We start from the raw sequence: 19,061 nt of genomic DNA on the forward strand, positions 1-19,061 counted from the left end.
ATAAGTTTTAATCCCACATTTTCTGAAGCCATGCAAAAAGCTCCATGAGCCAGGCAATACCCACATGAGCCAGTATGCCTCCCCAGATGTTCTTACTCTGGTAAGCCAATACACCAAGGATGTAACCTCCGAAAAATGAGCCGATAGTTTCTCCTGCAGGCTTGCCATAGTGTAAGGCTACGTAAAGGCCTACCATTGGTAGAACAGCTCTTGGTCCTAAATAATAGGTAAAGCCAAGCACCATAAAACCTCTGAACATAAACTCGGTAGTTATGAAATCTAAACCGTAAAAGATTTCGAATACTGTGGCTCTGGTTTGCACTGACCAGTCAAGGAAATGCTGATTTTCCTTAAAAATAGGATAGAAGTTGCTAAAGCTTTCATGAAAGGAAGCGGCAGCAATTAAAGGGATCATTAAAAGAACCAGTGGCACATACTGACCAATCTTCCTAGCCGAAGCTTTAAAGCCATAGAGCGTTTGGTCATGCTTTTCCTTCCACCAGTAATAAATAAATAGAGGAAGAATAGCCGTTAAGGCACTGGTCATTTGACCAACTACTTTATATAAATAAAATCGGTTCTTGAATTCAAAATTTGCCCTGATGAAGTCTTTATGGAAATGGAAGCAAACATCTAAGGTTAGTATGGTCAACATAAAGAAGCTTTTTAGTATAAAGCTTCTGTTTTTCAATACATTATCGATGACCTTAAACTGAACACACAGCCAAACAATCAACCAGTAGATCACCGAGAACATGATGAAATGGCCAACATATGGTAAATAATCAGGCTTTAACCTATCCAGCCATTTTTCCAGTTTATAGGTGTAGTTAAACCAGGTAAGTAAACCTAAAAAAAGGGTGATAATTAGGTAAAGCCAAATCGGATGCTTTAATGAGGTGTGATAATCCTTAAAATACTTCCAGATGGTTTTCATTTCATAAATGGCTTGAGTTGCTGATATACTTTATGAATGGGTAAGCCCATCACTGTAAAATAAGAACCTTTTAATTCTTGAATGTGTGTAAGACCTATTCCTTCCTGAATACCATATGATCCAGCCTTGTCAAAAGGTTTGTGCTCAATAATGTATTGCTCAATTACGGCATCTTCCAATTTTCCGAAAGTAACGTAGGTGCTATCAGAAAAACTTTTGATCTCATTTTTATGCAAAATGGTGAAAGCAGAAACTACTTCATGAGTTCTACCACTTAAGGCTTTAAGCATTTCTTTTGATTCATCTGCATCGGCTGGTTTCTCAAGCAATACATCATCTATAAGCACTGTGGTATCAGCTGTAAGAATCAATTTATCTTCATAACCTCCTTTTTCAAGAAATGCCTTGGCTTTGAGTTCAGCCAAATAAGCTGCTACCTTATTTTTTGGTAAATCTTCAGGATAGTTCTCAGCCGTATCTAAACTTTCTGCGGAGAACAGAAAACCTGCTTTTTCTAGAATTTCTTTTCTTCTAGGCGATTTAGAGCCTAAAATAAGGGGGTAAGCTAAATTCATCTTCTTTTATTGAGCTAAATAAAAATCCGCAAATTGTTTTCGGATAAAAGTAAGTAGACTTTTGAGGCATGGTGTAGCCACTGAAACATACTTCTCTTACCTGTTCCATGCTTATTTCTTTTGTGATGAGTGCCATATTGGCTTCGCCACTTTGAACTTGTGTTAAGCAATTGAAGAAGTTACGTTCAAAAGCAATATTTTCAGATCGTCTTTGTTCTTTGCCTGCTATTCCTAATATTTTTTCTATAAAGAAATAATGCATCACAGTTAGGTCAAGCTGTTTAACCACATCAGGAAAAGGCCACTCGAGCTTATCAATACTTTCTGGTTTTAGCCTGATTTTATAGGTTTTATCCTTAAAGAGAAGGCCGAAAGCCCATTTCTTTCCCAATATAACTTCATGGATGTCAGAAGCATTTTCAACAGCCTTGATATGAAAATCTTCTTCCAGTTTTTGCATGATCTCAGCTTCATTAAAATCAGGCAAGTTTTGGATTAACCTATGTGTGGGTAGTATGCGTAAATCATCAGCAGCAGAGTTGGTGAAATACATCATATGAAAGTTGTAACCTTCCTCTCCGGTATGGTTAGGGTTTTCTTTAATCATTTGTTGCCTATAGAGCATAGAACCTTCATACCTATGATGGCCATCAGCCAAAATAATCTTCTGATCTGCTATTTTCTCGATAAACTTTTTAATGATTTTCGCATCATGAATCACGCTTAGGACTTCTCTTACACCCTGGTAATCCTCTGATTCAGATAGAGGCATTTTCATGGCTTCATCCATATATTCCTCAAGCTCAAAATCGTGATCCGTATATAAACCATGAGTTGCGCTTACATTCATCTGTGTTTTTTCCAGAATATCTATTCTGTCATTTACAGATTTAGGAATAGTATTTTCATGCCTTAATAGCTCGCCATCTTCCCAGTCATAGGCTCGAAGGAAAGCAATAAATCCTTTTCGAATGTACTCTTTGTTGCTACCAGGTAAGGTGAAATATTGATAATAGACATAAATGCCGGGAAGCGGATCCTGCTCAATTATACCTTGCTCTTTCCATTTTTGTAGCCTTTCTTTAGCTTTTTCAGCTGCATCAGGGCCTTGAGGAACAGAAAGATGTATGCTATTTAATTCATTTTTATAAAGAGCTTCGCGCTGCTTTGCAGAAACAACATCAAAAAGAGGGCTGGTTAAATCCTCTATTTCCTTTTGCAGTTCTTTATTGTAGCGCCAGCCTTTTATAGGCTTAATTTCTGCCATACTTTACATGCGGTTCTTTTTCCAAAGAGATTCTTTTCTGTGTGGCTCCAGAGCAGGTTGCGATTTAGTATCCTTCTCTCGCCATAATTTAGTCGTTAAGGCTGCGGCAATCTCTGCCTCGTCAGCCGTTAACTGCTGATCTAAATTTTCAGGTTTATAGTGTTTTTCAATAAATTTAGTATCGAAATTACCTGAAGTGAAAGCCTCATGACCCAATACAAATTTACAAAAACCGAGGGTAGTTTCGATACCAACAATTTCATATTCATCAATGGCTCGGATCATTCTTGAAATGGCTTCCTCTCTATTGTCAGCGTAAGTAACAAGTTTAGCAATCATCGGGTCATAATGGATAGGGATATCCATGCCCTGCTCAAAACCATCGTCTACTCTTATGCCAGTACCTTGTGGTCTCTTATAAACTTTAAGGTTACCAATATCAGGTAAGAAATTATTTTGAGGATCTTCTGCATAAACACGAACTTCAATAGAATGACCAATAATTTTGAGGTCATCTTGGTTAATAGATAGTTTTTCGCCTTCTGCAATTCTAATTTGCTCTTTTACTAAATCTACTCCCGTAATTTGTTCAGTTACCGGATGTTCTACCTGAAGCCTCGTATTCATTTCAAGAAAATAGAAATTTAGTTTGTCATCAACAATAAACTCTACTGTTCCTGCACCATAATAATTACATGCTTTGGCTACCTCAATAGCTGCTTGGCCCATTTTCTCTCTTTTTTCAGGAGTTAATACGCTAGATGGAGCCTCTTCAATTACCTTCTGATGTCTTCTTTGAATAGAGCATTCTCTTTCGAAAAGATGAACTACATTTCCATGCGTATCACCTACTACCTGAATTTCGATATGTCTGGGTGAGCTTACAAATTTTTCAATAAACACAGAGCCATCACCAAATGAGCTTTTGGCTTCACTAACTGCCCTGTCCATTTGCTCTTCAAAATCTTTTGGGTCTTCTACTATGCGCATACCCTTGCCACCACCACCGGCACTAGCTTTTATCAAAATAGGATAGCCAATTTCATCAGCTTTCTTTTTAGCGAAGTCGATGTCGGTAATTGCCTTATCTAAACCGGGAACCAAAGGGACATCATTTTTTTGAACGGCCGCTTTTGCCGCTAATTTATCCCCCATAACTTCAATGGCTTCGGGTGAAGGACCTATGAATATTATCCCTGCTTTTGTTACTTCTCTGGCAAAATCTGCATTTTCAGATAAGAAGCCATAACCAGGGTGAATGGCGTCTACCTTTAAGTTTTTGCAGGCCTCTATTATTTTATCCACTCTCAAATAACTTTCAGATGAAGCTGGAGGTCCTACACAAACAGCTTCATCAGCATATCTCACATGTAAAGCGTTTCTATCCGCTTCACTGAAAATGGCAACAGTTTGTATACCTAACTCACGAGCTGAGCGCATTACTCTTAGGGCTATTTCCCCGCGGTTGGCAACTAGAATTTTTTTAATTTTTGGCATACGTTAAGGCTTTGTATGTTATTAAATAATGAGCTTACAATGCTACACAATTATTGGCTCTTTTGCTAAATAATAAGCTTTTTAAGCCGATTGATCATTTTTTCATGTTTGCTTTTTTGTTTACATTTGTGGCTGGTTTATAGAATTTAAATAATATTTAGATAGATGGCAGTAGATTTATTTGAGAAATTGAAGGTGGACATGGGGCCACTAGGCAAGCACTCTGATGTATCAGAAGGCTATTTCATGTTTCCTAAGCTGGAAGGAGAGATTTCTCCCCACATGAAATTTAGAGGGAAGGATGTTTTAACCTGGAGTTTAAATAACTATTTGGGCTTAGCCAATCACCCTGAAATTAGAAAGGCAGATGCTGATTCAGCTGCGAAATGGGGTCTTGCTTACCCAATGGGAGCAAGAATGATGTCAGGTAATACTTCTCAACATGAGTTGCTTGAACAGCAGTTGGCTGATTTCATTAAGAAGCCAGATGTAATGCTGTTAAACTACGGCTATCAAGGCGTACTTTCTGTAATTGATGCTGTTGTTGGTAGAAAGGATGCTATTGTGTATGATGCCGAATCTCATGCATGTATTGTTGATGGTGTAAGGCTACATATGGGGAAACGTTTTGTTTATCCTCACAATGATGTTGAAAACCTTGAGAAACAATTACAGCGAGCTACTAAGCTTACTGACGAAACAGGTGGAGGTATATTAGTGATTACCGAAGGTGTATTTGGTATGACTGGTACTATGGGTAAGCTAAAGGAGATATTAGCGCTTAAAGAAAAATATAATTTCCGTTTATTAGTTGATGATGCTCATGGCTTTGGTACAATGGGACCAACAGGAGCGGGTACTGGTGAAGAGCAGGGAGTAATGGATGAAATTGATCTTTACTTCAGCACATTTGCTAAATCAATGGCGCTAATCGGAGCTTTTATTTCAGGAGATAAGGAAATAGTGAATTTCTTACGCTATAATATGCGTTCACAAATCTTTGCCAAGTCATTACCAATGCCAATGGTAGAAGGTGCATTAAAGCGTTTGGAAATGTTGAGAGATCAACCAGAGCATAAAGAAAATCTTTGGAAGGTTGTGAATGCTTTACAGAATGGATTAAAAGAAAATGGCTTTAGTATTGGTGATACACAATCGCCTGTTACTCCGGTAGTTCTGAATGGAACAGTTGGCGAGGCAGCTGCTTTAGCACACGATTTAAGAGAGAATCACAGCATTTTCTGTTCTGTTGTAATCTATCCGGTTATACCTAAAGGGATGATTATCTTGAGACTGATTCCTACGGCTTCACATAGCCTGGAAGATGTGGATAGAACGATCAAAGCATTTTCTGCTATTCAACACAGACTAACAAGTGGAGAGTACAGAGAAAACGAATTAGCGAAATCGTTTAAAGAGTAAAAAAATAGTCAAAAAAAGGGCGCTCATTGTTGTTTTTTAATGATTTTGCCTATATTGCTTCAAATTAATTTAATTATTTAGTCAACCGTAAACTAAAATAAGAATGAAAAGATTCGAACAAGTAAGAGATTTAGTAATGGGCCTAGAGGCTGATTTCGAAAAGTTTTATGACAAAGAAAACCAGGCTGCTGGTACTAGAGTAAGAAAAGGAATGCAGGAGTTGAAAAACTTAGCTCAAGAAATCAGAATTGAGGTTCAAGATATTAAGAACAAAGGTTAATTAACCCTTACTTCTTCAAGAGGGCCATCTGTCTAGTGACTGATGGCCTTTTTTGTTTCCAATAAAATTTGAGAGAATGAATATAGCATCTAAGTTACCATCTGTAGGAACAACCATTTTTACCGTCATGTCCCAAATGGCTGCAGAGCATAATGCCATCAACTTATCACAAGGCTTTCCTGAGTTTCCTATTTCGGAAGAACTCATTGAGTTGGTATACAGAAATATGCAAATGGGCCATAACCAATATGCGCCAATGCCAGGCTTACCAGCACTAAGAGAGGAGATAGCACAGAAGATTGCCAAACTTTATCAAACAGAAGTTAATCCTGATGAGGAAATCACTGTGACTGCAGGGGCCACGGAAGCTATATTTTCTACCATAATGGCTTTAGTGAATGAGGGAGAAGAAGTGGTGGTTCTGGAACCTGCTTACGATTGTTATATTCCGGCAATAGAATTGGCCGGTGGAGTCCCAAAAACAGTTGCTCTAAACCCAAAGGATTTCACACCGGATTGGGAAAAGATTCGGGACACTATTACTGAAAAAACTAGAATGCTGGTCATTAATACTCCTCATAATCCCTCCGGAGCAGTTTTCTCACCTGAAGATATTAAAGAACTTAAAGCGCTACTTGAGCAGAATCCGAACTTGTTAATTTTAAGCGATGAGGTATACGAGCATATTATTTTTGATGATAAACCCCATTTGGGTGTTCTGGCAGATCAAGAATTGGCTAAAAGGAGTATTGCGGTTTATTCATTCGGTAAAACTTTTCATGCAACTGGCTGGAAAATCGGATACTTGGTAGCTCCTACAAGTCTTACAAAAGAAATCAGAAAGGTTCATCAGTACAATTGCTTTTCAGTAAATACTCCAGCTCAATTTGCATTGGCTGAGTTCTTAAAAGATGAGTCAAACTATCAGGGTATAGGGGAGATGTACCAAAAGAAAAGAGATTATTTTGTGGAGAGATTAGCAGCTTCAAAGTTCAAAGTGATCCCTTCATATGGTACTTATTTCCAAATACTTAATTACGATAATGTATCTCAGGAAAGTGATGTTCAGTTTGCTGAAAGACTAACTAAAGAATACGGATTGGCCTCCATTCCCGTATCAGCTTTTTATCAACAGAAAACAGATAATAAGATGCTTCGTTTTTGTTTTGCCAAAGGTGAAGAAACATTAGAAAAAGCAGCAGATATTTTATGCAAGATTTAAAAGTAACACTTGTACAAACTCCTTTATACTGGGAAGATAAATCGGCTAATCTAGCCATGCTGGAAGAGCAACTTTTCAACTATGAGGAGGAAACAGACTTAATTGTTTTACCTGAAATGTTTAACACAGGTTTTAGTATGTCGGCTGAAAAGTTAGCTGAGCCTATGAACCTGCATACTTTCAAATGGATGAAACAGATGGCCACTCAGAAGAAGGTGGTAGTTACAGGGTCCTATATTGTAAAGGAAGATGGAAAGTATTTCAACAGATTAATTTGGATGCAGCCTGATGGCAATTATACCACTTATGATAAACGTCATCTTTTCAGAATGGCCGATGAGCACCATCATTTCAATATGGGACAAGAGTCTCCTATAGTTGAGTTAAAAGGTTGGAAGATTAAGCCTCTTATTTGTTACGATCTGCGCTTTCCGGTATGGAGTAGAAATACCAGCAAGAATGATACAATGGCATATGATCTTCTTCTCTACGTAGCCAATTGGCCAGCCGCAAGAGTGAATGCCTGGGATGCGCTGTTGAAAGCCAGAGCTATTGAGAATTTGAGCTATTGCTTAGGAGTTAATAGAATTGGAGATGATGGTAATGGTGTTCCTTTTAATGGTCATTCCGGTGCTTATAATTTTAAAGGGGAGACAATTTGCTTTCTAGATCAGGCAGAAATGATAAAAACTATAACTCTTTCTTATGAGGACTTGAAGAGAGGAAGAGAGAAATTCCCTGCCTATTTAGATGCCGATGATTTTAATGTTTTATAAGTAGCTTTCTGCTTTCAAAAGTGTTCTTGTCAAAGGATGCTGAAATAATATATAAGCCTTCCTTCAAGCTTTCTAAAGTAACTGAACTGGAGCCAGCTTGTAATTTCAAATCATTAATCACAACTTCTCCACTTAATGTAATAATACTGATGGTAGCCGCCTCTTTTAATTCAATCGTTAAATTGCTGCCATTGTTTGGGTTAGGATAAAAACTGAATTTAGTTTCTAAAGCAGATTCCTCTACTGGGTATTCCGAAACATTTCTTAAAACACTTAATCCGCCTGATATGCTTCCTGTAATCAGTGTAGGGTATTTTGAATCGTATAGGAAGCCAGCCGCCAGCGTGTTTTTTGATCCTAGGTCTGTTTTAGAAAAACTCTTTTGAATTTGGTTATAGGCGTAAAGTGTATCGAACTCTTCCGTTTCAGATTTAAAATCAGAATACACTTTGATTAAGCCAGATTGATCAGCAACTATTAAATCAGTACTGCCATCAGCATCAATATCAGATGATGTTAACTTTAATGATGACCGAAAAAAGTCATCACTAATTGATAGGTAAGTATTATTGGCCTGTTCGAAAGAAGGATTATCAAGTGTCCCAATGTTTTCATAATGAATGAGTCCTCCTGATGATTTACCAATTAATAGATCGCACTTATTTGCATCCGACACTTCTACAAAATGAAAGGAATAGCCGAAACCAATAAAAACATTATCAATTACATTTCTATTGTTAATATCTATCTGCCCATTTTGTGAAATACAGGTGTAAAGTGCATTTTGTCCATTCTCTGTTGCCTGAAAGGCTAAATCGATCTCACCATCTTTGTTCAAATCAGTAAATTGAATCAATAGGTTGGAGAAGTCCGTACCGTTGAAATTAAGATAGTCTTCATTAATCAAACTGAATGAAGGTGAGCTAGCATCACCAATGTTTTCAAAAAGGGCAACGCCACTATAAATAGTGTTGTTTTCATCAGTATTGGTATAGGCTACAAATAGATCGAGGTCATTGTCGTTATCATAATCAAATAAGGAAGGACCGGCTTGAATACCCAAATCGATCATATCTTCTTGAAGAAATGCTTTAGTTTTAAGTGTATAGTCACCATTTTCATCCTTTGTGTAAAGCCAATTAGAAGATTTGTAGTTGATGGCAATACTTAGTTGAGCTTCCAAATTAGGGCTAATGATCAAATCTTTCTGATCGTTATTGTTTGAAATAGCCATAGTGTTTGGGTAATAGTTAAATGCTGCTGGGTTTGCACTATTAGGGAATGAAGTGCTCACATCTGAATACTTCGGATTGATTCCTGCAGATGCACCACTATAGCTATAAAGCTCTGAGCACTCTTGATGGCTGGTAATTAAATCAATTATGTTATCATCATCTAAATATTCAGCAAATATACTTTTACCGCCAGCATGCAAAGCACCTCTTTCTTGCTGACCGATGTTACAGTCTTCTGTATCAAAAGCAAAGCTACCGCAGTTACACTCTTCAAAATTTCCCCAACGAGTTTCTTCTTCTATTAATATGTCCATATTTGGCGACTGCCCTTGCTCAATACTCAGGTTTTTGTAAAAAACAATGGTACTTTCAAGTCCAGAGGTGTTAAAAGCTAGAATGTCGATATCTCCATCATTATCAATGTCAGAAATATTAGGGTAATCATTATTTATTAATTGTAGGTTTACCTCGTTCCCACTTTTGCTTTCATATGTTAAGAAGTTACTCTGCTTTTCCCACTGAGGTATATTGTTAGTGCCTACATTCTTATAGGCGATCATGCCTAAATTGCCTGCGGTAAATAAATCTTTTTTTCCATCAGCATTGAAATCAGCTAAAATTAGAAAGTTGAAAATTTCTTCAGGAAAGAAATCATTGTAGGCAGGTGCATATTGATATTGCCCCTCTTTTAATAAGAAGCAATGAATCAATTTCGAAGAACGATCATAAGCTATTAAATCTTCAACACTATCACCGTTTAAATCCATTTGACTGTATTGAACACCATTTAATCCACCTACCCAGGGTGATTTGAGTTTCTGAGAGCCAACCCCAACAGGTGTGCCCTGGTAAAGCTGAAACTGATATTGACTAAAGCTCAGGCTGCTTTGCAATAGAAATGATGTTATAAGAAGGATGGATTTAAAATATTTGAACATAAATTGATATAGCAACTTATTATGAGGTTCTTGTTTAAACTACTTTTACAGTGATCAAAATTACACTATTTAGTAAGGATGACATGATAAACCAGAACGCATTTATTAATTTAGCTATTGTAAAATCAGCCTTGTAGATGGAAAAAATTGATCAGCTCTATACTTTATTTAGCAAAAGTACTGGTGTGTGTACTGATACCAGAAAAATTGAGAGTGGGAATTTATTCTTTGCTTTAAAGGGACCGAACTTTAACGGGAATAAGTTTGCTAAAAGTGCCCTAGATGCCGGGGCTTTGGCAGTAGTGCTTGATGAACAAATAGAAGGTGTTGCATCTGATAAATCATTTGTTGTTGATGATGCATTAGAAGCGTTACAAGAATTGGCGCTGTATCATAGAAATCAACTTGATATTCCAATTATAGGCATAACCGGATCTAACGGAAAAACTACTACTAAGGAATTGATGCAAGCTGCATTGTCAGCCAAATATAAAACATTTGCTACCAAAGGTAATCTAAACAATCATATTGGTGTACCATTAAGTTTGCTGGAGATTGATGAGCGCTATGAAATGGCCATTATTGAAATGGGGGCTAACCATATTGGTGAAATAGCCTCTTACTGTAAAATCGCTCGTCCTGGTTACGGTTTAATTACCAATATAGGCAAGGCACATATAGGAGAGTTCGGTGGTTTTGAAAATATAATCATTGGGAAAAGTGAGCTGTTCGACTTCGTGAAGAAAAATAATGGCGTTGCTTTTATTAATACTAATGATGCTGTTTTAAAAAACATGAAAAAACGGTTTGATAATGCTGCAACTTATCCTAATGAAGGCGATTACTTAACTGCTGTAGTGAGCACTAAGAAAATGTTTTTGACTGTTGAGGCTGAGAACAGTTTAGTAATTAACACTCATTTGGTAGGACAATATAATTTCAATAATGTAGCAGCTGCCTTATGTGTTGCTAAATATTTTGAAGTTGACATGAATAAAGCAGCAGAAGCCATATCTAATTATCATCCTGCCAATATGCGTTCTCAGCTGATAAGCACTGAAAAGTATAATATTATTTTGGATGCATATAATGCTAATCCTAACTCTATGGAATTGGCCATAGAAAGCCTTAGCGCCTCAGCTGAAGGAGAATCAATCACTATCTTAGGCGATATGCTTGAACTGGGAGATATGAGTACGCTTGAACATGAGAAGCTAGGTGAATTGGCTGTTGATTTAGGGGTTAGCCGAAGAATTTATTTAGGAGAGCAAATACAAAAGGCAAAGAAAACAGATCCTTTTGGAACATTTTTCGAGCGTAAGGAAGACCTAATTGAGCATTTAAAAGAGAATCCTCCTAAACAGGGAAGTACCATATTAATAAAAGGTTCAAGAAAGAATGCGTTGGAAGATTTGGTTGAAATCTTATCGGACTAATCTAAAAACTCAATTTTTATCATTTTTCCTTCTCTACCGGCCAGAATAGCTGTGCTTTTATTTATGAACTCAGCAGTCCATAGATTTAATTGGCTGAATTGAATCCACTTTCCTTTTTCTGACGCTAAAAAGTCAGCCCCATTTGGTCCGCAAACTAAGTATATATTGGTATTATCTATGTTAGAAATTGCGCTTCCATAAAACGCTCCCTTCGTAATGGGTTGATTAAGAGGTAGCCAGCTTTTACCGTTGTCGGAAGAGATAAAAAGATTATCAGTATAAACGTCAGATTTAGCCAGATCACCACCTGTAATGAAGAGTAAGTCATCTCCCTGTCTGATTGAAGTAATTCCTGCGGCTTCTCCTTTAATCATAGGGCTAATAAACTTTTGCCAATCTTTCCCTTTGTTTTTACTGTAAAGTACATTGGCTGATCCGCCAGCACCTGTGCCAATCCAGATATCACCTTTTTTGTTAATTGTAATGTTACTTCCACTTGATGCAAATCCACCTTCACCCTTGCTTGCAGTAACCGATGTTTCAACTCTTCCCCAGTTTTCTAAATTTTCATCAGACATTAATATAAAAGGTTGTTCATCAATGGCGTCTCCATAGGCAATGCCTAAACCATTGGGAAGTATTTCAATAGCATCAAGAAAACCTTCGCTGTGAGGCATTATATAAAGAGACTTCCATCCTGATATTTTTGAAAATTTAAATATTTGAGATGCCGGACCTTCGCCAGCACTCATAACGAGCGCCTCATTTGAGGAGATTGCCTTAATAGCTCGGAATTGCAAGCTATCAGCTTGCTCAAAGTGAAATGTCTCCCAGGTATTTCCTGCATTTGAGCTAAATAAAATTGTGGCGTTTGTTCCACTTGCCCATAAGTTATTTTCATCAAGGGCATCTAAACCAATAATAAGGGCAGAGGTACCGGAGCTTAAAGTATCAAGCTTATAATTCTTTTGCGCTTTAGCAATCGTAATATTTATGAGCAATATTACCAGCCATATTCTACCAGTCAAAATAGTCATCTTCAGTTACCTCAATTTCTTTCTTTTTTTCCTTTTTAACCTCTTTTCCGGTGATAATATTCACCAGATTTTTGCCCTCTTCTTTAACTTTTTCCGCAACCGATTTTAACGATTGCTTAGCATCCCAGCTTACATCAAAGTCATCTGTTGTACCTATTATTTTTAGATGCAATTTGGTGTAGTCAGTGGTTTCCTCTATGGCCCCAAAAGCCTCATCTTTATCAGGTTTTTTGTAATTCTTTAGTGGAACAAGAAGTCTGTAATTAATACGTTGATCAAACGTATGAGTTCCCTGAATTAGTATTTCCGAAATATTGGACTTTATGAGCATTTCGGGTAGATAAATGGTTTGGTCTTTTATTTGGATACTGTTGCTCAATTCTCCAAAGCTTAAATTAGCTAGCTGATCTTCATTTACATATTCAGATAAACTTTGCATAGGTTCGAAATCATTGAGCTCACCATTTTTTATTGAGGCAGCTATAGAAGCAGTGAAGTCTTCAGGTTTAAAATTCAATGATTTGTCGAGAACTATGTGCGCCATTACATCGGCATCAATCTTTCCTTTTAGGTGTTTTTGCGTAAGAAAGTCTTGCTTAAAGTCATTAAAGGTATAGAAAATGGAGTCAATATTAAGCTGATTGAAATTAGCTGTAGTGTGAATGTCAACCAAATTATCAGGTTGCGTATTGATGGAGCCGGAAAGCTTAATTTTGCCTCCCATACTGTTTACATTAAGATTTTCAGCTCGTAAAACCTGATTATTAACATTTAAACTACCGGCAATTCTTCTGCCCTCAAAGTTTTGGAAAATGAGTTTATCTATTTTGCTTTTTAGCTCTAGTTTTAGATAAGGACTAATTGAAAATTTATAAGATTCCTGCTGCTTTTCAGTAGTATTTTTTTCATTAGAAAGACCACTTAACAACTCATTTAAATCGATGTAGCTGCTGTTTGTTTCTGATTCAATAAGTAGAGATTGGTCATCTTCCAGCAGGTAGGGGAAAATGTTTAAAAAGAAACCAGTCATATTGATATCTGACTCTCCAATTCTTCCGCTTAATCGATTGATGGCAATATCATTTTTGTTAAATAATAGGCGTCCGTTTATCGCAGTCATAGGTAGCGGATATTCTTTATAGATTCCACCAACTTCTGTTAAAACTATTTCACCCGTGTTATTAATACGGCTTGCTGTAGATGCTTTTTTAAAATCATCAGCAGCTCCCGCCAGGCTAAAGTTGAATTTTATATTCCCTGCTAAACCCGAAAATTGATCTCTCTGAGGTAGAAAGGAGAACAGATCATAGGTGCTAATCTTTCCTTCTGCCGAAAGTTTTATAAAGTTGCGTTCAAGGTTGTCGACTGTTAGCTCAGCCTGAATTTTTTCCTCTTTTAAGCGCGCATTAATATTTCTTAGGCTTAGTTTTGATGTTGCCAGAGAATGTCTGGAACCGTTAGTGAAATTTCCTTGTAGATTAATTGAGTCTAAGCTGGTTTTATAGGTAGCTTCATAAAGTGAACCATTAGATACACTAAAATCCATTTCTACGAGCGGGTTATTTTTGCTATCCAAAACACCAATGATTTTACTACTGAAATTAGCATCACCCTTTGGTTGATAGTCGGCAAAATAATTAGCGTATTCTTTAGGGAGGAGTGTACTTATTGTTTGAAAATCCGTGTTAGTGCCATCAATTTTAAGGTTGATGTAGTTTGACTGTATTTTATATTGGCCAGTTACGCTAAAATTATTTTGGTTAACTACTATCTCCGAAGGTTTGAAATCAATGACTTCTCTGCTTTCATTGTAGACTAAATGAGCATTCAGGCTAAGAGCCTTATCTTCAAAATAGTTTAACTCGCCTATTTTAATTGATTTGCTATTAAGCTTACCTTTAACATCAATAAAATAATCATTTTCTACTTTGTTTAATGCTGCATTCAATGATTCGGCAAATGTTATATACGACTGATCAATTGATTCATCCACATAATTAATCTTGACCTTATCTATATGAATCCGCGATAAGTTAAAATTTACTTCTTTGTTATCTATTGGTTTATCTTGCCGCTTTACTATCAGAAAATTTCTTTCACCCGATTCAGAAATTCTGATGGTTACCTCGCCATTTGTTAGGCTAACTTTCTCGAATACATAATCTCCTTTTATTAATGAAAGTAGGTTGAAGGAGAGTGCAAGTTGTTCCAATTTAGCTAAAGGATAGGTGCTACCTTCAATAGCTTCCTGGATGTTAACATCCGTACAAACAACCGCTATATGAGGAAAATCGGTATACCAGTTTATGCTGATATTGCTTACTTCAACAGGAACATTGAGTTGCTTATTGATAGCACCTATAAGTTGTTGAACTACTTTATCCTGATTGAAATATAAGTAGGCAGAAACAGCTCCAAATAATACTACGAAGCTGATAATAAGCAGGAAGAAAAATTTGCGCAGTTTTTTCAAAAAAATCAAGATGTTTACTTGAAAACGAAAGTTGCAAAATAGCGGTATAAAAGCAAAGCAAAAGTTAAAGCTTAGTTAGCAGAGTTTGTTTTTAATTGTCAGAAAAAAAATAAAAGTCTTTAGGTCTGATTTTCAACTGGTTATTTTAAAGGGTGAAAAAATATTTTCTATTTTTTGAAAAATGGTTTGCCAATATAATTTTCTGTACTACATTTGCATTCCCATTCGCACGGAACGGGTTGAAAAATAAAGGGGATTATAGCTCAGTTGGTTTAGAGCACCTGCCTTACAAGCAGGGGGTCGTAGGTTCGAATCCTACTAATCCCACTAAAAGAAAAAGGTCAGAAGCAATTCTGACCTTTTTTTGTTTACTCAAATGTTATGTGCCATTTCTATATCTTGTACTCTTAATCTCTGGACAAGTATTATTGCGGACACACCTGTGATAAACTCTCAGAAAGACTTAGAAGACACAACTCAAATCATAATGGATATACAGGGAAAGCCTCCGATTGGGAAGTAGTATATTCAGAACAATTTGATGATAAGCAAACAGCACAGAGGAGGGAGATGGAAGTGAAAAAATGGAAGAGCAGGAAGAAGATAATTTCGCTGATCCAGCGTAAAAAAGGATTATAGCTCAACTAGTTTATAGCATCGCGATTTTAAGATCGGGAGGGTCGTAGGTTCTACCGAAAGCTTTCGGTACTACTAATCCCACAAGAAGAAAAGGTCAGAAGCAATTCTGACCTTTTTCTTTTTAGGTATAATTGTTTTTAAGAATTTAGTTACTCATTTTCTACAGTAGCCAATTTAACAACTTTTTGAACAGACCCTGTGTCGTCTAAAATTGGTGTATAGACTGCATTTAGCTTCACCAGATCTCCAGTTGAAGAAAATCTTTCAAAAACTCCTTTTTTAGAATGTCCATTCCCAAGCTCTTTCCAAAATGATTTGTATTCATCGGATTTTGCATACTCATCAGATGCAAATATTCTGTGATGCTTACCTTGAATATCTTCTAAAGAATAATTCATGGCATTTAAAAAATTATCATTTGCCTCAATAATAGTACCGTTAGGTTCAAACTCAATTATTGCCATAAGACTTTGCAAACCATTTAATAAAGACCTGCTTTCAGCACTTTGCTTCTCAATTTCTTTATTTTTTCTACTGATTTCTTCCTGTGTAGCTTCCATTTCTTCCATATTCTGCCTCATTTCTTCCTCTTGGGCCTTCATTTCCTCAGTTTGCTGCAGAGACTGCTGATATAGCGAATTTGTACGTTCATTTACCTTTGTTGTATTGATGGCTACGGCTATACTTTCACCAGCTTCTTTAAGGAATTCAATTTGATAATCTTCTAGCTCCTGGAATCCTGCGAGTTCCATAACACCTTCCACCATAGCATCACGCTTAATAGGTACTATAATGAGCACTCTTGGGTTGGCATCGCCCAGCCCGGATTTTATTCTGATGTAGTCTACAGGGATTTCGGTTAAGTATAGCGTATCTTTTTCCAGATAGCACTGCCCTACAAGTCCTTCACCAACGCCCACTTTTTGATTAATGCGTTTTCTTCTCTCGAATGCATAACAACCTTGAAGCTCAAGATATGTCTCTTCATTCTCTCCTTTATCATTGTGAGCAATGAAAATACCACCTTGATTAAGTTCCATGTATTTCACAAGGAAAGTGATGGTTTGGTAGGTAAGTTCTTCCATGCTTCCGTTATGGTCTCTTATAATATCTGATAGCTTAGCAAGACCTGCATTCATAAATTTTTCCTGTTTTTCACGCCTAGCACTCACCTTAAGACTGTCGCGCATATCTACAAGGGCTTTCCCTAATTGGTCGTCAGTTGAAAGTTCATACTGGTAATCGTAATTGCTGTTAGCAATTTCTTTGGCAAACTCTATGTTTACTTCTGTTTGCATGGCTCTTATATCTGCCAAATGCATTCTATCAAAAATCACCATTGATCTGGTTTTCATATAAATAGATGTAGCTCCTGCAATTACAACTGCCACGGCTACCAGACCTACATGGAAAAGGAATGTCTGCAAATCCATGTAATCTAACTGAGTGAAGTAAATTTGTTGATAGGCCTCATTTCCTTCTGTTACACCCAGATATTGGATATATGCGAAAGAGGCATGATGGATTACGATAAAAATAGTGGCTGGAAGCATTACTTTCCAATCTTGGTAGCCAATAAGAACAATGATGGCTATAAAGGCGGTAAAATGCATTTCAAATAGGCCATGCATTTGATAAATAAATTGGGCCATGAAAATGGCCATCACCAGGCTACCAATGTAGTGGTGAGCTTTTTGTTTAGGTAATAGAAGTTTAGTGCCGAAGTAAAGTGCCAGGTTTAAGAAGCCAACACACAGCCCGACCAACCAGGTGTCGTAAAAAAAGGCTAAGAAAATGCCGAATAGGAAGTATCCGGCTATGGTAAAACTTAGTACTCTGTCTGCTCTTTTGTTAATTTCTCCTTTGTATTCTTCTAGTTTTTGTTGTTTATCTGTCATTGTTAAAAGTTAAAGATGCTCCCCAATCTTGTACTTGTATTGCCATTTGAAGGTAACTCACAGCCATAAGGTATTTCTGCCAAAAGAGGCATTTCAGGCGGTTGTTTACCGTTTATCATGGCTTCAAGTGCCATTTCTGCAAAGCGCGTGTTACGCGAAGTACAGAATCTTGCTTTATTATAATTTCCTTTATAAAATATTTTACTGTTTTTAATGATGACGGCTTGTGGCGTGCTGTATATGCCTAAGGCATCGGCAATTAACCCGTCTTTATCGTTAATTGTTTCAACTCCCAAGTTATACTTTTCTTTGAATAATTTTTCTGCATTCTCAGATTTATCACCCGCTTGAACAACTGCTATGAAATCGATACTGTCAGAAAAATCGCGAACCATTGCCTTAAACTCCTTAATATTAAATCTGGAGCAGGGGCAGTCATAATTGTAAAAATGAATGAATAACGGTTTTGAAGCTTTATTTACAAAATCCAAATGGATGCTATCGTTAACCTCAACCAGTTTTAAATCACTTGGTTTTTTGGTGGGTTTAGTAAAGCGCAATTCTTGACGCCAGAAGATATAGCCAATCCCGGAAAGGCATATCAATACCAGTAAGATAACAAAGAATACTCTCAATTGATGTTTCTTATTTGTTAAAAATGAAAACTGTTATGGCAAACTAATATTTGTCCATTATGTTATTTCCAGCCACTTTCTCCTTTTAAAGGAACAAAGCTGAAGTCAGTAAATACTTCTTTCTCAATCTTTTTATTACTAATTTTTGTAAGGCGTAACATTTTTTGCACCTCATTATCTCCAACAGGAATGACCAATATGCCACCTTCCACTAGCTGACTAAGTAAAGCAGTAGGGACAGTTGGTGCTCCTGCTGTAACAATAATTTTATCATAAGGAGCATGAGCCGCTAAACCCTTAGAACCATCACCATAAAAAAAGAATGGTGAGTAGCCTAGCTCTGGTAAAAACTCTTTCGTTTTTAAATAGAGCGGTTTTTGGTACTCAATGGTATAAACCTTAGCTCCTAAACTAACTAATACTGCCGCCTGATATCCGGAACCTGTTCCTATTTCCAAAATCTTATCTCCTGCTTTTACTTTTAAAAGCTCGGTCTGAAAAGCTACGGTAAAAGGTTGTGAAATGGTTTGCCCATGGCCGATGGGAAAGGCTTTATCTTGGTAGGCGTGTTCTAGAAATGCTTTTTCAAAGAATACATGACGAGGAATTTGTTCCATTACCTGCAATACAGATTGGTCCATTATGCCTTTTTCGCGCAGTTTCTGAATTAGTCTTCTGCGCATGCCCTTATGCTTATAGCTATCCTCCATCATAACTCAAACTTAATCAAATTATGCCTTTAGAAAAGAGAAAAAAAGAGTGGTTCGTGATTTTATACTTTTGCCAAAACTATT

16 protein-coding genes and 1 tRNA gene are annotated in these 19,061 nt (G+C 36.8%); 7 read left to right on the forward strand and 10 right to left on the reverse strand.

From position 1 onward, the window contains the following. Positions 1–7: 7 nt before the first annotated feature. The 4 genes from JKP34_RS05435 to accC are packed head-to-tail and all read right to left on the reverse strand — an operon-like array spanning position 8 to position 4,276. Entirely contained in the window at positions 8–937 is a 930-nt protein-coding gene (locus JKP34_RS05435) for a CPBP family intramembrane glutamic endopeptidase (RefSeq protein ID WP_201918481.1), read from the reverse strand. Continuing rightward, complete coding sequence (locus JKP34_RS05440; protein WP_201918484.1) at positions 934–1,512, reverse strand: Maf family nucleotide pyrophosphatase; 579 nt, start codon at positions 1,510–1,512, stop codon at positions 934–936. The genes JKP34_RS05435 and JKP34_RS05440 overlap by 4 nt, the downstream gene beginning before the upstream one ends. After that, entirely contained in the window at positions 1,478–2,779 is a 1,302-nt protein-coding gene (locus JKP34_RS05445; RefSeq protein ID WP_201918486.1) for a DUF1015 domain-containing protein, read from the reverse strand. The genes JKP34_RS05440 and JKP34_RS05445 overlap by 35 nt, the downstream gene beginning before the upstream one ends. 3 nt (positions 2,780–2,782) lie before the next feature. Beyond that, positions 2,783–4,276 (reverse strand): acetyl-CoA carboxylase biotin carboxylase subunit, encoded by a 1,494-nt coding sequence (gene accC / locus JKP34_RS05450; RefSeq protein ID WP_201918488.1) that lies wholly within the window; start codon positions 4,274–4,276, stop codon positions 2,783–2,785. 165 nt (positions 4,277–4,441) lie between these two features. Here accC and JKP34_RS05455 point away from each other — a divergent pair, with 165 nt between their 5' ends. From JKP34_RS05455 to JKP34_RS05470, 4 genes are all read left to right on the forward strand, one after another. Further along, on the forward strand, positions 4,442–5,698 hold the full coding sequence (locus JKP34_RS05455) for an aminotransferase class I/II-fold pyridoxal phosphate-dependent enzyme (RefSeq protein ID WP_236664899.1): 1,257 nt from the start codon (positions 4,442–4,444) through the stop codon (positions 5,696–5,698). Positions 5,699–5,801: 103 nt separating this feature from the next. Further along, positions 5,802–5,978 carry a histone H1 gene (locus JKP34_RS05460; RefSeq protein WP_201918490.1) on the forward strand — a complete coding sequence of 59 codons (177 nt, stop codon included), beginning with the start codon at positions 5,802–5,804 and terminating at the stop codon, positions 5,976–5,978. Positions 5,979–6,054: 76 nt separating this feature from the next. Next, positions 6,055–7,200 carry a methionine aminotransferase gene (locus JKP34_RS05465; protein WP_201918492.1) on the forward strand — a complete coding sequence of 382 codons (1,146 nt, stop codon included), beginning with the start codon at positions 6,055–6,057 and terminating at the stop codon, positions 7,198–7,200. After that, positions 7,188–7,976, forward strand: a complete 789-nt coding sequence (locus tag JKP34_RS05470) for an amidohydrolase (protein WP_201918494.1) — start codon at positions 7,188–7,190, stop codon at positions 7,974–7,976. Before JKP34_RS05465 ends, JKP34_RS05470 begins: the two co-directional genes overlap by 13 nt. On the opposite strand, the gene JKP34_RS05475 is transcribed toward JKP34_RS05470, so the two are convergent. Then, positions 7,963–10,149, reverse strand: a complete 2,187-nt coding sequence (locus tag JKP34_RS05475; protein WP_201918496.1) for a T9SS type A sorting domain-containing protein — start codon at positions 10,147–10,149, stop codon at positions 7,963–7,965. The two genes, JKP34_RS05470 and JKP34_RS05475, sit on opposite strands and share 14 nt — an antisense overlap. Before the next feature lie 137 nt (positions 10,150–10,286). Between JKP34_RS05475 and JKP34_RS05480 the strand changes: the two genes are divergently transcribed. Next, the gene (locus tag JKP34_RS05480) at positions 10,287–11,585 is read left to right on the forward strand and encodes a UDP-N-acetylmuramoyl-tripeptide--D-alanyl-D-alanine ligase (RefSeq protein WP_201918498.1); all 1,299 of its coding nucleotides are present in this window, start codon (positions 10,287–10,289) and stop codon (positions 11,583–11,585) included. On the opposite strand, the gene JKP34_RS05485 is transcribed toward JKP34_RS05480, so the two are convergent. Then, positions 11,582–12,622, reverse strand: coding sequence for a beta propeller repeat protein (locus tag JKP34_RS05485; RefSeq protein ID WP_201918500.1), 1,041 nt, complete (start codon positions 12,620–12,622; stop codon positions 11,582–11,584). The two genes, JKP34_RS05480 and JKP34_RS05485, sit on opposite strands and share 4 nt — an antisense overlap. After that, complete coding sequence (locus JKP34_RS05490; RefSeq protein WP_201918502.1) at positions 12,603–15,095, reverse strand: AsmA-like C-terminal region-containing protein; 2,493 nt, start codon at positions 15,093–15,095, stop codon at positions 12,603–12,605. The genes JKP34_RS05485 and JKP34_RS05490 overlap by 20 nt, the downstream gene beginning before the upstream one ends. 252 nt (positions 15,096–15,347) lie before the next feature. On the opposite strand from JKP34_RS05490, the gene JKP34_RS05495 reads away from it, so the two are divergent. Beyond that, positions 15,348–15,422 (forward strand) — tRNA-Val (locus JKP34_RS05495). An 87-nt stretch (positions 15,423–15,509) separates the two neighbouring features. Further along, a complete protein-coding gene (locus JKP34_RS05500) occupies positions 15,510–15,734 on the forward strand; it encodes a GIY-YIG nuclease family protein (protein WP_236664935.1) in 225 nt (74 codons plus the stop codon). Between the two features lie 149 nt (positions 15,735–15,883). Here JKP34_RS05500 and JKP34_RS05505 read toward each other — a convergent pair whose 3' ends face one another. The 3 genes from JKP34_RS05505 to JKP34_RS05515 form a co-directional block, all read right to left on the reverse strand. Beyond that, entirely contained in the window at positions 15,884–17,632 is a 1,749-nt protein-coding gene (locus JKP34_RS05505) for a GAF domain-containing protein (protein ID WP_201918504.1), read from the reverse strand. A 2-nt stretch (positions 17,633–17,634) separates the two neighbouring features. Beyond that, complete coding sequence (locus JKP34_RS05510; RefSeq protein ID WP_201918506.1) at positions 17,635–18,267, reverse strand: TlpA family protein disulfide reductase; 633 nt, start codon at positions 18,265–18,267, stop codon at positions 17,635–17,637. A 62-nt stretch (positions 18,268–18,329) separates the two neighbouring features. Then, positions 18,330–18,977, reverse strand: a complete 648-nt coding sequence (locus JKP34_RS05515) for a protein-L-isoaspartate(D-aspartate) O-methyltransferase (RefSeq protein WP_201919330.1) — start codon at positions 18,975–18,977, stop codon at positions 18,330–18,332. Positions 18,978–19,061 lie beyond the last annotated feature (84 nt).

Source organism: Marivirga atlantica (assembly GCF_016734805.1).
Lineage (GTDB): Bacteria > Bacteroidota > Bacteroidia > Cytophagales > Cyclobacteriaceae > Marivirga > Marivirga atlantica.